This is a genomic window from Sphingomonas sp. H160509, from assembly GCF_024124765.2.
GTDB lineage: Bacteria > Pseudomonadota > Alphaproteobacteria > Sphingomonadales > Sphingomonadaceae > Sphingomonas.
The window spans coordinates 1,024,613-1,037,463 of record NZ_JAMXSR020000002.1 but is presented as its reverse complement, the minus strand read 5'-3'; the positions used below and the strand labels follow the sequence as shown (position 1 = coordinate 1,037,463).

General features: G+C 65.1%; 9 protein-coding genes, 1 tRNA gene and 4 pseudogenes. 3 read left to right on the top strand and 11 right to left on the bottom strand.

The window, feature by feature from the left end:
• Positions 1–18 precede the first annotated feature (18 nt).
• Positions 19–1,799 (top strand): annotated as a pseudogene (locus NHF48_RS06635) (IlvD/Edd family dehydratase).
• 426 nt (positions 1,800–2,225) lie between these two features.
• On the opposite strand, the gene NHF48_RS06630 reads toward NHF48_RS06635, so the two are convergent.
• The 5 genes and pseudogenes from NHF48_RS06630 to NHF48_RS06610 form a co-directional block, all read right to left on the bottom strand.
• Positions 2,226–3,641 carry a sugar porter family MFS transporter gene (locus NHF48_RS06630; RefSeq protein ID WP_082452776.1) on the bottom strand — a complete coding sequence of 472 codons (1,416 nt, stop codon included), beginning with the start codon at positions 3,639–3,641 and terminating at the stop codon, positions 2,226–2,228.
• 72 nt (positions 3,642–3,713) lie between these two features.
• Positions 3,714–4,604 carry an SMP-30/gluconolactonase/LRE family protein gene (locus NHF48_RS06625; protein WP_253070621.1) on the bottom strand — a complete coding sequence of 297 codons (891 nt, stop codon included), beginning with the start codon at positions 4,602–4,604 and terminating at the stop codon, positions 3,714–3,716.
• A gap of 1 nt (position 4,605) precedes the next feature.
• A pseudogene (locus NHF48_RS06620) lies at positions 4,606–5,372 on the bottom strand (SDR family NAD(P)-dependent oxidoreductase).
• Between the two features lie 22 nt (positions 5,373–5,394).
• Positions 5,395–6,564, bottom strand: coding sequence for a fumarylacetoacetate hydrolase family protein (locus tag NHF48_RS06615; RefSeq protein ID WP_446741203.1), 1,170 nt, complete (start codon positions 6,562–6,564; stop codon positions 5,395–5,397).
• Positions 6,565–6,857: 293 nt separating this feature from the next.
• Positions 6,858–6,935 (bottom strand) — tRNA-Arg (locus tag NHF48_RS06610).
• Positions 6,936–6,996: 61 nt separating this feature from the next.
• On the opposite strand from NHF48_RS06610, the pseudogene NHF48_RS06605 reads away from it, so the two are divergent.
• Positions 6,997–7,753, top strand: a pseudogene (locus NHF48_RS06605) (queuosine precursor transporter).
• Positions 7,754–7,851: 98 nt separating this feature from the next.
• Here the strand turns inward: NHF48_RS06605 and purQ are convergent.
• From purQ to NHF48_RS06585, 4 genes and pseudogenes are all read right to left on the bottom strand, one after another.
• Positions 7,852–8,520, bottom strand: coding sequence for a phosphoribosylformylglycinamidine synthase subunit PurQ (gene purQ, locus NHF48_RS06600; RefSeq protein WP_253070619.1), 669 nt, complete (start codon positions 8,518–8,520; stop codon positions 7,852–7,854).
• Positions 8,517–8,750: a phosphoribosylformylglycinamidine synthase subunit PurS gene (gene purS, locus NHF48_RS06595; protein WP_253070618.1), complete on the bottom strand. Its 234-nt coding sequence runs from the start codon at positions 8,748–8,750 to the stop codon at positions 8,517–8,519. Before purS ends, purQ begins: the two co-directional genes overlap by 4 nt.
• Positions 8,751–9,531: pseudogene (gene purC / locus NHF48_RS06590) on the bottom strand (phosphoribosylaminoimidazolesuccinocarboxamide synthase). It lies immediately after the preceding gene.
• Between the two features lie 154 nt (positions 9,532–9,685).
• Positions 9,686–9,961: a hypothetical protein gene (locus NHF48_RS06585; RefSeq protein ID WP_253070617.1), complete on the bottom strand. Its 276-nt coding sequence runs from the start codon at positions 9,959–9,961 to the stop codon at positions 9,686–9,688.
• A 57-nt stretch (positions 9,962–10,018) separates the two neighbouring features.
• Here NHF48_RS06585 and NHF48_RS06580 point away from each other — a divergent pair, with 57 nt between their 5' ends.
• Positions 10,019–10,315, top strand: coding sequence for a hypothetical protein (locus NHF48_RS06580; RefSeq protein ID WP_253070616.1), 297 nt, complete (start codon positions 10,019–10,021; stop codon positions 10,313–10,315).
• Between the two features lie 292 nt (positions 10,316–10,607).
• Here NHF48_RS06580 and kynU read toward each other — a convergent pair whose 3' ends face one another.
• The gene (gene kynU, locus NHF48_RS06575) at positions 10,608–11,822 is read right to left on the bottom strand and encodes a kynureninase (protein WP_253070615.1); all 1,215 of its coding nucleotides are present in this window, start codon (positions 11,820–11,822) and stop codon (positions 10,608–10,610) included.
• Positions 11,819–12,739, bottom strand: coding sequence for an alpha/beta hydrolase family protein (locus NHF48_RS06570; protein WP_263816776.1), 921 nt, complete (start codon positions 12,737–12,739; stop codon positions 11,819–11,821). The genes kynU and NHF48_RS06570 overlap by 4 nt, the downstream gene beginning before the upstream one ends.
• Positions 12,740–12,851: the final 112 nt, after the last annotated feature.

Here is a 12,851-nt window from a genome sequence, read left to right as displayed (position 1 = left end):
CGTTCAGGAGAGTTTGCAGTGGACCGTGTACCGGTGAAGCCGTTCCGATCGCGCGACTGGTTCGCCGATCCCGCCCGCTCGGGACATGACCGCGCTCTATCTCGAACGCTTCATGAATTACGGGCTGACCCCGGCGGAGTTGCGCTCGGGAAGGCCGATCATCGGCATCGCGCAGTCGGGCAGCGACCTTTCGCCGTGCAACCGCATCCATCTGGAACTCGCCAAGCGAACGCGCGACGGCATTCGTGACGCAGGCGGCATTACGATGGAGTTTCCGGTCCATCCGATCTTCGAGAATTGCCGGCGGCCGACTGCGGCGCTCGATCGTAACCTCGCCTATCTCGGTCTGGTCGAGACGCTGTACGGTTATCCGATCGATGCCGTCGTTCTCACGACCGGGTGCGACAAGACCACGCCGTCGGGCATCATGGCCGCGTCGACCGTCGATATCCCCGCCATCGTGCTGTCGGGCGGGCCGATGCTCGACGGCTGGCATGACGGCGAGCTGGTCGGATCGGGAACGGTGATCTGGCGCAGCCGGCGCAAGCTGGCCGCGGGCGAGATCGACGAGGAAGAATTCCTCAACCGCGCCACCGACAGTGCGCCGTCCGCCGGGCATTGCAACACGATGGGCACGGCCTCGACGATGAACGCGGTCGCCGAGGCGCTCGGGCTGTCGTTGACGGGTTGCGCGGCGATTCCCGCGCCGTACCGCGAGCGCGGGCAGATGGCGTACGAGACCGGACGGCGGATCGTCGAGATGGCCTATGAGGATTTGCGCCCCTCGAAGATCCTCACGCGCGACAGCTTCCTCAACGCGATCCGCGTGGTCAGCGCGATCGGCGGGTCGAGCAACGCGCAGCCGCACATCATGGCGATGGCGCAGCATGCCGGCGTGACGCTGTATCCGGAGGACTGGTCGGATCACGGCTATGACCTGCCGTTGCTGGTCAACATGCAGCCGGCGGGCAAGTATCTCGGCGAGCGCTTCCACCGGGCGGGCGGTGTGCCGGCGGTGCTTCACGAACTGATCGCAGGCGGTAAGCTCGACACGAGCTGCCTGACCGTCACGGGGCGGTCGATCGGCGAGAACATCGCTGGCCGCGAGACGCGCGATCGCGAGATGATCAAGCCGTTCGACGCGCCGATGATGGAGCGCGCCGGCTTCCTGGTGCTGAAGGGCAATCTGTTCGATTTCGGGATCATGAAGACCTCGGTGATCTCGCCGGCGTTCCGCGCGCGCTATCTCTCGACGCCAGGCGCGGAAGATCGGTTCGAGGCGCGGGCGATCGTGTTCGAGGGTTCAGACGATTATCACCACCGGATCAACGATCCTGCGCTCGACATCGACGAGGGGCTGCATCCTGGTGATCCGCGGGGCGGGGCCGATCGGTTGGCCGGGCTCGGCGGAAGTCGTCAACATGCAGCCGCCCGACGCGCTGATCCAGCGCGGCGTGCTGGCGCTGCCGACGCTTGGCGACGGGCGGCAGTCTGGGACGTCGGACAGTCCGTCGATCCTGAACGTGTCGCCCGAGAGCGCGGTCGGCGGCGGCTTGTCGTGGATCCGGACGGGCGATGTAGTACGAATCGATTTGATTGCAGGTAGGTGCGATGCGCTGGTCGAGCCCGACGAGATCGCGCGACGCAAGGGCGAGGGGCTGCCGCCGGTACCCGAGAGCAATACGCCGTGGGAGGAACTATACCGCGAGAAGACCGGGCAGCTTGCCGAGGGCGGCGTGCTCGATTTCGCGGTGAAGTATCGCGGAATTTCGGCGAAGACGCCTCGGCATAATCACTGAGGCGTGAGGCCTGAGGGCGGGGCTCGGTGTCCCGCCCCCATCTTTACGCGACTGATCATCTTCAGCGTCGAAAATGCATACTGGCTGACCTTTGCAATAAATGCGCAAGGGTCAGCCAATATGGTTTCGCGCGCCCGCTGGAGTGACCGAGGGAGGCGGTTAAGCGGCTAAAAAAACGCGGTATTATGAACCGAAGTCGTCCTTCAAAAGCACCTCCCCGGCGAAGGCCGGGGCCCAGTTGGGGGACGTTGCTAACGGAGGAAGGCGTGCCGTTATCTCGGCCTCGCCAACTGGGCCCCGGCCTCCGCCGGGATAGTGCTATCGTGGGAAGGACAATGGCGGTCTGACACGACCACGCTAAGTCGAACCCCGAGATGACCCGTACCTACCCGGACCGCAACCCAAGCCGCGGTCCGGTACTCGGCTTCACCCCACCATATCTTCCAGCTCGCGGCCGCGGGTTTCCGAAACCATCTTCCAGACGAAGAAGAACGAGACGAACGCGGACAGGGCGTAGAAGCCGTAGGTGAGCGACAGGCCGAGCGAGATCGCCATCGTGGGGAAGCTCACCGAGATCGCGAAGTTGGCGAACCACTGCGCAAAGCCCGCGACCGCCAAACCCGAACCACGGATCTGCGTCGGGAACATCTCGCCAAGCATCACCCACATGATCGGGCCCCAGCTCAGGTTGAAGAACACGACATACGCATTGGCGGCGATCAGTGCGATCAAGCCGTTGCGATCCGACAGGTGCAGCGAACCCTCGACGATCGCGCCGCTGGCGAAGCAGATCGCGACGATCGCCAGCGCGACGGTCATGCCGGCCGAACCGATCAGCAGGAGCGGCTTGCGCCCGACCTTGTCGACCAGCGCGACGGTGAGCAGGCAGGCGATGATCGACAGCGAGCCTGACAGGATGTTGATGAGCAGCGCGTCGCTCTCGCTAAAGCCAACCGACTGCCACAGCACCGAGCCATAATAGAACACGATGTTGATGCCGACGAACTGCTGGAAGATCGCGAGGCCGATGCCGGTCCAGACGATCGGGCGGATCTTGCCGCTCGCCTTGTCGATCAGGTCGGACAGCTTGGGGCGATGCGCATCGACTGACAGCGAGCCGCGGATCTCGGCGACCTTGCGCGTCGCCTCGGCGGCACCAAACAGGCGCGTGAGAACGACCTGCGCCTCGTCGTAGCGTCCCTTGAGCACCAGGAAGCGCGGGCTTTCGGGGATCAGGAACAGCGTCGCGAGATAGATCGCGGCGGGTATGACCTGCATCCAGAACATCCAGCGCCATGCCGGATAGTCGAGCCAGAACAACGCGGTCGAGGACCCGGCGATGCGGGCGAGATACCAGTTAGCGACGAACGCGCCGGTCAGGCCGGTGATGATCATGATCTGCTGCACGCTCGAAAGCCGGCCGCGGACGTTCGCAGGGACGACTTCGGAGATGTAGACCGGCGCGAGCACGCTGGCGGCGCCGATGCCGAGACCGCCGACGATGCGGGCGAGCACGAACATCGTCGCCGACGTTGCCGCACCCGCAGCGAGTGCGCTGACGATGAATAGCACCGCGGCGATCATCATCACGTTGCGGCGACCGAGATTGTCGGCAAGCCGCCCGGCCATGAACGCTCCGACCGACGAGCCGATCAGGATCGCGCCGACGGTGAAGCCGGTGCCGAGCGACGACAGCGCGAACGTGCTCTCGAGCCCCGCCTGCGTGCCGTTGATGACGCCCGAGTCATAGCCGAACATGAACCCGCCGATGGTCGCGACGATGACGATCATCGCAATCAGGGCTCGGTTCACTTGGGGCGCGGATTCTGCCGCTATAGTCATTGGTTTTCCTCTCCGTGACGGCGCTCTAACGGCGACGCTTATCGTGAATGGGGTGTCGTAAAATGGGGTGCACTAAAGTGGGACGGGTTCGACCGGGACGCCGGGAATGGCGACGCGGAAGGTGAACAGGTTTCCGGCCAGCGGCTGGGCGGCGAGCGCTTCGTCGTCGAGGCCCTTCGCGGCGGTCGTCGCATAGGCGGTGCGACCGTCGGGGCCGCCGAGCGCGATCTTGGTGATGTTCGCGACGGGGAAGCGGACAATGTCGGTGCAGGTGCCGTCCGGCGCGAACCGGCGTGCCGCCCAGCCGCCGAAGAACCCGACCCAGACGCCACCTTCGGAATCGCAGATCGCCCCGTCGGGGTGACCATCGTCGGGGCCGATCGTCAGGAAAAGGCGTGGCTCGCCGACATTACCGTCCGCGCCGATCGGGTAGGCGTCGATCCGCTTGCCGAGCGTGTCGACCGCATACAGCGTGCGGCCGTCGGGCGAGATCGCGGGGCCATTGGTGATCGCGACGGGCGGGATCTCCGTCTTGGTCAGTTCACCGTCATGCCAATGATAGACGTGGCCAGTGTCCTCGGACTCGGCATTGTCCATCGTCCCGAACCATACGCGCCCGGTGGGATCGCGCGCGGCATCGTTGAGACGATTGCCGGGAGTCTCGGCATGGACGACCGCAATCTCCTCGAACGCGCCGGTGGCGGGATCGAACCGGTGGAGGGCGCCACGGACGCCGGCGAGAAACCCGCCATCGTCTGCCGGAATGATCCAGCCGATCTGGTCTGGCGCCTTCCAGGTGTCGAGCGCTCCCGTCGCCGGATCGAACCGGTGCACGCACGGCGATTTGATGTCGACGAACCAGAGCGCTGCGTCGCGCGCGATCCAGATCGGGCCCTCGCCGAGCGTCGCGCCGACGTCACAAATGCTTTCCGCAGTCGTTTCGACGGGAACCGCGCCGCTCATCTCAACGCCACCCGGCATCGACGAAATAGTCGTGGCCGGTGCACATCCGCGCATCGTCCGACGCGAGGAACAGCACCAGCGCCGCGACGTCCGCGGGCTGGACGCGGGTCTTGAGGCACTGCGCCGCAATGATCTCGGCCTCACCCTCGGGCGTGTACCATTTCAGCTGGCGTGGCGTCTCGACGTTGCCGGGGACGATCGTGTTGACGCGGATGCCGTCGCCACCGAGATCGCGCGCCATCGCGCGCGTCATGCCCTCAATACCTGCCTTGGCGGTCTGGTAGATCAGCAGTTCGGGCAGCGCGAGATGCCACGAGATCGAGCCGAAATTGAGGATCACGCCGCCGCCGGCCCGCTTCATCGACGGCACCACGGCCTGCCCTGCGAAGAACAAATGGCGCAAATTGGTCGCCATCCGCTCGTCCCAATAGGCGGGCGTGATCTCTTCGATCGTGTGGCGATCGTCGTTCGCGGCGTTGTTGATGAGCACGTCGATCCCGCCGAGCCGGTCCTCGATCGTCGCGACGGTCGTCTTCAGCGCATCGACGTCACGCAGGTCGAGCGGCAGGAATATCGGTGCGGTCGCGACGTCGGGCGTCAGCGTCTCGATCAGCGCTTCCGCGGCGTCCTTGGCCATGTCGACGAACGCGACATGCGCCCCTGACGCGCGAACGCCTCGACCAGACCGGCGCCGATCCCCGACGCGCCGCCAGTGATCAGGACGCGCTTGCCCTTCAGGCTCGGATAGATCGCCGTCTGGTCGGCCATTTCGGTCTTCTGCAACACGCGCTTACGCCCCTTGATTCTTGGTATGGCCGAGCAGCCCCCGGCTCGCGAGATTGCGCATCAGGTCGCCGATTCCATAATTCCACGGCGCCGCATCCTTCGACGTCGTCACCGGATTGACCAACGCGCCGAGCTTCGGGTTCGAGATCGTGACGACGTCGCCGACCGCATGCGTGAAGCCGCGGCCGGGCTCGTCGCGGTCCTGCGTCGGTGCGAACAACGTGCCGAGGAACAACACGAAGCCGTCGGGATACTGATGCTCGCTCATCGCCTGACGGACGAGTTCCTCGGGATCACGGCTGATCTGGTCCATCGAGCTGCTGCCGTCGAGCCGGTAGCCGTCCGCGCCCTCGATCGTCAGCGCGATCTGCGCGGCGCGGACGTCGTCCATGCCGAAATTCTCGTCGAACAGCCGGATGAACGGCCCGATCGAGCACGACGCGTTATTGTCCTTGGCCTTGCCGAGCAGGAGCGCCGAGCGCCCCTCGAAATCGCGCAGGTTGACGTCGTTGCCAAGCGCCGCGCCGACCGTCTTGCCGGTGCGATCGACGACCAGCACGACTTCCGGTTCGGGGTTGTTCCAAGTGGAATCAGAGCGGATGCCGATCTCGCCACCCCAGCCGATCGTCGACAACGTCGGACCCTTGGTGAAGATCTCAGCATCGGGGCCGATCGCGACTTCGAGATATTGCGACCACATGCCGTCCTCGATCAGCGCGGCCTTCAGCGCAGCGGCTTCGGGCGAGCCAGGGACGACCGAGCGGATGCTGCCGCCGACGCGCTCTTCGAGACGGGCGCGCACAGCGGTCGCGGCCGAGGCGTCACCGCGAGCACGTTCCTCGATCACGCGTTCGAGCGCGGATACGGCGAAGGTTACACCCGATGCCTTGACGACCTGCAGATCGATAGGGCTGAGCAATTGGGTCCTAGCACCTGCTTCCGGCGAGAGGCCCAAATCGTCTAGGGCGCCAAGATCGGCGCCGGCATCGGTATCGAAATTCCCATCCGCGATCAAATCGGCGACTGTGGGTGCGACGGCGGACATGTCATACACGCGGCCACCGCGAACGATCACGGGCGTAGGACCGTCGCCAAGGTCGATACGACCGAGCAACGCCGCCTGTTCCCAGTCGACGGGCAAAGCCCCCGCCGACGTGAATGCGATCTCCACGATGTTATCCCCTCCGTTTTTGTTAGCGGTACCGTATGCTGCGCAGCGTCAGCGTCAAGTCCCCAATCCTGACGTCACGTCGGTGACCCGTCCCAGACGAAACGACGATTCAAGTAAACGCGACCGATTAATCGCACAATTAAAATATGAGAAGGCGGTGTTCGGCAGCCGATTACTGCGTACAGAAAACCTCAGAGGCGCTGCAAAACCGTGGTATCGATATCATAGCGCCCAGCCTGGCAATCATCCGCAAGGTCCCATGGTTGCTTAAAGCGCGGCGTGGGCGGCTTGCGAGTTGGCGCGCCCGGAGGGGTTCGAACCCCCCGACCGAGGAGGTAGAAGCTCCTTGCTCTATCCAGCTGAGCTACGGGCGCGCGCTGCGGCGACGACTAGCGCGGATTGTGCAGGCTTGGAACCTCGATCATAACGCCGGGCATGGAAATTGGAACGGATCAGGCGCCCGGGCTCGAACCGGTCGACGCGAATGCAGTCGGTAGGGTGCAGTTTCGGTATTTCGACTTCGTAATGGCGGCGTTCGTCACGATCCTGCTGCTGTCGAACGTGATCGGCGCGGGCAAGCGCGCGGTGATCGACCTGCCGTTCATCGGCGCGTGGCCGTTCGGCGCGGGCATTCTCTTCTTTCCGGTCAGCTATGTGATCGGCGACGTCCTGACCGAGGTCTACGGCTATGCGTATGCGCGGCGCTGCATCTGGGCGGGGTTCGGCGCGATGCTGTTCATGGTGTTCATGTCGGCGGTCGTCGTTGCGCTGCCGCCCGATGCCGGATGGACCGGGCAGGCTGCGTACGAGTCCGTGTTCGGCCAAGTGCCGCGGATCGTCTTCGCGTCGATCTGCGCGTTCTGGGTGGGGGGAGTTCGCCAACAGCTTCGTGCTCGCGCGGATGAAGGTCTGGACGCAGGGGCGGATGCTGTGGACGCGGACGATCGGCAGCACCGTGGTGGGGCAGGCGTTCGACAGCCTGATCTTCTACCCGCTCGCCTTCTACGGCGCGCCGGACTGGCCCGTGGAGGCGATGCTGATGGTGATGGTCAGCCAGTTCTTGCTGAAGGTGTCGTGGGAGGTGCTGCTGACGCCGCTGACGTATATGGCGGTGGGGTGGCTGAAGCGGCGCGAGGGGGTCGATGTGTACGACCGGGGGACGGACTTCTCGCCGTTTCGGACTCGAGTTTGACGCCTCGACCTTGACTGTTCTCCCGCGCACGCGGGGGCCCAGGGTCACAGTCGATGTGAGTGGTATCCTGGGCCCCCGCTTTCGCGGGGGAACAAGGGTTAAGCGCTGACGGCTTCCAGCAGGCCCTCAAACAAACGCCGGCCATCCGTGCCGCCGTGCGCCGCTTCGATACGACGCTCCGGATGCGGCATCATGCCAAGCACGTTGCCCTTGTCGTTCAGCAGCCCCGCGATGTTGCGCGCGGAACCGTTGACGCTCTCCGCATAACGGAACGCTACGCGGCCTTCACCTTCGAGGCGGTCGAGTGTCTCGGTATTAGCGAAATAATTGCCGTCATGATGCGCGACCGGGAAGGACACGCGCTCACCGGCTGAGTAGCCCGAGGTGAACGTCGAGCTCGCCGTCTCGACCGTCAGCGCAACGTCGCGGCAGACGAAGTTCAGCCCTTCGTTGCGCATCAGCGCGCCAGGCAGGAGCCCCGCCTCGGTCAACACCTGGAAGCCGTTGCAGACACCAAGCACGGGCAAGCCCTTGCCAGCCTGCTCGACGACCGCGCGCATGATCGGCGACCGTGCCGCGATCGCGCCCGAGCGTAGGTAGTCGCCATACGAAAACCCACCGGGGACCGCGACCAGGCCGACATCCGACGGCAGGTCCGCATCACCGTGCCAGACCATGAGCGGCTTGACGCCGGTCACCGCCTCCAGCGCGACGGCGATGTCGCGGTCGCAATTGGAGCCGGGGAAGACGATGACCGCAGTTTTCATGCGCGCTCGACCCGGTAGTTCTCGATCACCGTGTTGGCGAGCAGCTTGCGGCACATGCCGTCTATGGTCTCGTCGTCGTCGGTATCGTCGGCGACTTCCAGTTCGATCAGCTTGCCCTGGCGGACGTCTTGCACGCCGTCGAAGCCGAGGCTGCCGAGCGCGTGGTGGATCGCCCGGCCCTGCGGATCGAGCACGCCGGGCTTCAATGTCACGAAAACCTTGAGTTTCATTTACTTGCCCCGGTTCTTGCGATGCTTTTCGAGGTCGAGGACGGCGTTGTCCGCTCCCTCGGGCAGCAGGCCAAGACGGCGTGCAACCTCTTGATACGCTTCGACTTCGCCGCCGAGATCGCGACGGAAGCGATCCTTGTCCATCTTCTCGTTGGTTTCCATGTCCCACAGGCGGCAGCCATCGGGGCTGATCTCGTCGGCGAGAATGATCCGACCGAAGTCGTTGTCGAAGATGCGGCCGAATTCGAGCTTGAAGTCGACCAGGCGGATGCCGACGCCGGCGAACAGCCCGCACAGGAAATCGTTCACGCGGATCGCCAGGTCGGCGATGTCGTGCATCTCCTCCTGGCTCGCCCAGCCGAACGCGGCGATGTGTTCGTCGGAGATCATCGGATCGCCGAGCGCATCGTCCTTGTAGTAATATTCGATGATCGTGCGGGGCAGCTTGGTGCCCTCCTCGATCCCGAGGCGCGTCGAGATCGAGCCCGCGGCGACATTGCGCACGACGACTTCGATCGGGACGATCTCGACCTGGCGGATCAGCTGCTCGCGCATGTTGAGCCGGCGGATGAAGTGCGTCGGCACACCGATATGGTCGAGCAGCGTGAAGATGTGCTCGGAAATCCGATTGTTCAGCACGCCCTTGCCGTTGATCGTACCCTTTTTCTGGGCATTGAACGCGGTCGCGTCGTCCTTGAAATACTGGATCAGCGTGCCCGGCTCCGGGACCCTCGTAGAGGATCTTGGCCTTGCCTTCGTAGATCTGGCGGCGGCGAGCCATGCGCGGTCCCCTGGAAATCGAGCGATGAAAATCGAGCGGCCCCAGCCCACGCGCTATGTACCGCGAAGCCGAGGCCGGAATAGGCCGCGCCTATAGGCGAAGGGTGCGGGGGTGCAATCGCGGCGCATGACTGCCCCCGGAATACTGCCCGACGTCATCGCAAGGGCGGGGACGACGTGTCGTGGGCAGTCGCGAGCGGTCGGCTGGTTCGACGATCGATGCGGGCCATCAACTCTGTCCACCAACGCTGGATCCAGCGTCGCCAGACCAGGAAGACCAGCAAGATCACCAGCAGCGGCGGGCCGAGTGCCGCCAATACCCATAGCAGCGCCGTGACCGTCAATCCGATCGAGCCGAGCGCAGTGTCGCCAGCGTCCTGCAGCCGATCGACCAGGCCAGTCCCGCGGCCGGTCGTATAGTCGAACGACATCGGCGTATTGGCGAGACTTTCGCGCTGTTCGGATGCCGTCGCGGCGGCTGCCGTGGCTTGGCCCTGCGCGACCGCCTGCTGCTGGCGGAGCTCGGTACGTTCGCGCGGGGACAGATCGACACGGGCCAGTTCGCGGTCGATCCGAGCGCGTTCGGCAGCGACGTCGGTCCGTTCGGTCGCGGTCGCCGCGGCAGCCGTGGCGACATCGGTGCCGCTGATATCGGCCCCCCGTCAGCGTCGCGCCGACGCTCTCGGCCTGCTTCACCCCGGCCCGGCCGAAGGCACGCGCTAGGGGGGGCGGCAATCTTGACCGACAGGCTTGCGCTGACGTCGCCTTGTTGCCCAACCGTGTAGCGCAATCCCGTTATACGGCAGCGTGTTGCCCCGAGCCGTTCGCAGGCCCGCGCATGCTCTTCCTGAAGATCCGAGATCCGGGACGAGGGAAGCGTTAGGTCATAGCTATAGTCGAAGGCCACGCCGGCAACCGAGTTGCCGGCAATATCGGGCTCCCCGGCGCTACTTTCCGGAGCCTTGCTGCAACCGGCGAGGGACAACGCGATAGCGCCACTAACAACCCACTTCATGGACAGTCTCCCGTGATCGATCGAAACACCATCGATTAACTGGGATATGCCGTCAAGCGTGCTCAGGTCACGACGAGCCGTTGTGAATATGCCGGGTCGCGCCAGCTTTCGGTCTCCACCGTATCCCGCAATATCTTGCCTGCGCGCCAGACGTCTTCATGGCTGAGGTACAAGGGTGTCAGGCCCAATCGGAGGATGTCGGGATCGCGGAAGTCACCGATGACGCCGCAGGCTATGAGCGCTTGAGTGATTTCATAGGCGTGCGGATGGCGGAAGCTGATGTGGCTGCCGCGTTTGGCGGGGTCTCGTGGGCTGACGCAGTCGAGGCCTAGTGCGTCGCCGGCGGCGGCGAGGATGTCGAACAGTTGGGCGCTCTTGCTCGCGACGGCGTGCTGGTCGATGCCAGCCCAGAGATCGAGCGCGGTTTCCAGCGCACCGGTCGAGAGCATCGCAGGCGTGCCGGCAAGCCAGCGCTTCATGCCGAGGGCGGGGCGGTAGGTGTCCTCGAACGCGAAGGGCGCGGCGTGGCCCATCCAGCCGGAGAGCGGGCTGGCGAGCGCGTCCTGCCAGCGCTTGGCGACGTAGAGGAACGCGGGCGCGCCGGGGCCGCCGTTGAGGTATTTGTAGGTGCACCCGACGGCGAGGTCGGCGTTCGCGCCGTTGAGGTCGATCGGGACCGCGCCGACGCTGTGGCTCAGGTCCCAGAGCATCAACGCGCCGGCATCTCGCGCGCGGGCAGTCCAGGCGGCCATGTCGAAGCGGTCGCTGGTCTTGTAGTGCACGTGGGTGAGCAGCAGCACCGCGGTGTCGTCGTCGAGTGCGGCGGCAAGGTTCTCGCGGGCGACGACCTTCAACCGCGCGCCGGGGACGCAGGCGACTGCACCCTCGGCGATGTGCAGGTCGGTGGGGAAGTTGCCGGCCTCGCTGATGACGGTGTGGCGGTCGGGGTTGCTGCGAAGACCTGCAACCAAGGCCTTAAAGAGGTGCGTCGAGGTGGTGTCGCCGATGATAACCTCGTCCGGTGCAGCGCCGATCAGGGGAGCAATCTTCGCACCGATCCGCTGGGGGGCCTCGATCCAGCCTTCGTTCCAGCTCCGGATGAGGCGGTTACCCCATTGGCGGGTGGCGACATCGGCGAGCGCTGCGGGCGTGGCCTTGGGCAGCGCACCGAGCGAGTTACCGTCGAGGTAGATCACGTCCTCGGGGAGCGCGAACTTGTCGCGGTAGGCGGCGAGCGGATCGGTCGCGTCGAGTGCGCGGGCGTCTTCGAGTGTCACTGGCTCTTTCCGAAATAGGACAGGATCAGGCGTTTGGCCTCGGCCCATGCAGGCGTTTCCGGCGCGATCAGTTCGACATGGCCGGTCGCCGGGATGGTGTGGAGCGTGGCGGTGTCGCCGGCCGCAGTTGCCTTGGCGACATAGTCGGTGGCCATGACGAAGGGGATGATCCGGTCTTCGCGGCCGTTGATCAGGTCCTGCTTCACGCCGAGCGGCAGCACGCGCGGGACCGAGGTGTCGGCATAGACGTCCGGATGCTGCGGCGTGGGCGTGCCGACTAGTTTCGCGACGACTTCGGTGCCGCAGCCATTGTCGGCGTTAGTCGCGGTGGCTTCGAGATCGGGCAGGCCGCCGAGGCTGATGACATGGCGGATGCGGAGCGGATGCGCGGTACGGAGGGGGCTCGACGCAGGGATCTTAGGGCGGGCGGCTAGCCAGAGCGCGAGGTGACCACCGGCGGAGTGACCGATCGCGAGCACGCGGCGCGTGTCCAGGTTGAACGTCTTGGCGCTTACCCTGAGCTGATCCGCCGCCGTCGCAGCATCCGCAAAGGTGCCGGGATAGCCGCCGCCGGTGCGGTCGACACCGCGATAGTCGATGTTCCAGACTGCGACACCGGTGTTCCGGAGGTCGTCTGCGATCCAGTTCATCAGGCTGCGATCGGCGATGCTCGCCGTCCAGCAGCCGCCATGGACCATCACGACCACGGGGAACGGCCCCTTGGCCTTGCCCTTAGGAAGCCAGACGTCGACCTTCTGCATCTCGTCGGTGCCATAGCCGATAGTCGCGTCGGGCGTCGGTTTTGGCCGCTTGGTCAGGTCGGGCCACGTCAGCAGCTTGGCCGGTGGGGGAGCAGGCGTTTGCGCCATGACGGGTGAGGAAATTGCGGCGAGCGCTAGAAAGGCATTGCGGATCATGGGGTTGGTGTAGCGGGCTCGATCGAGCGCGTCATGCGGGCATATCATCGTGATCGAACGCGCAGGCCGCTTCGTACGTTCATGCTTTGATCGTTTCGTTCCCGGCTGCTAT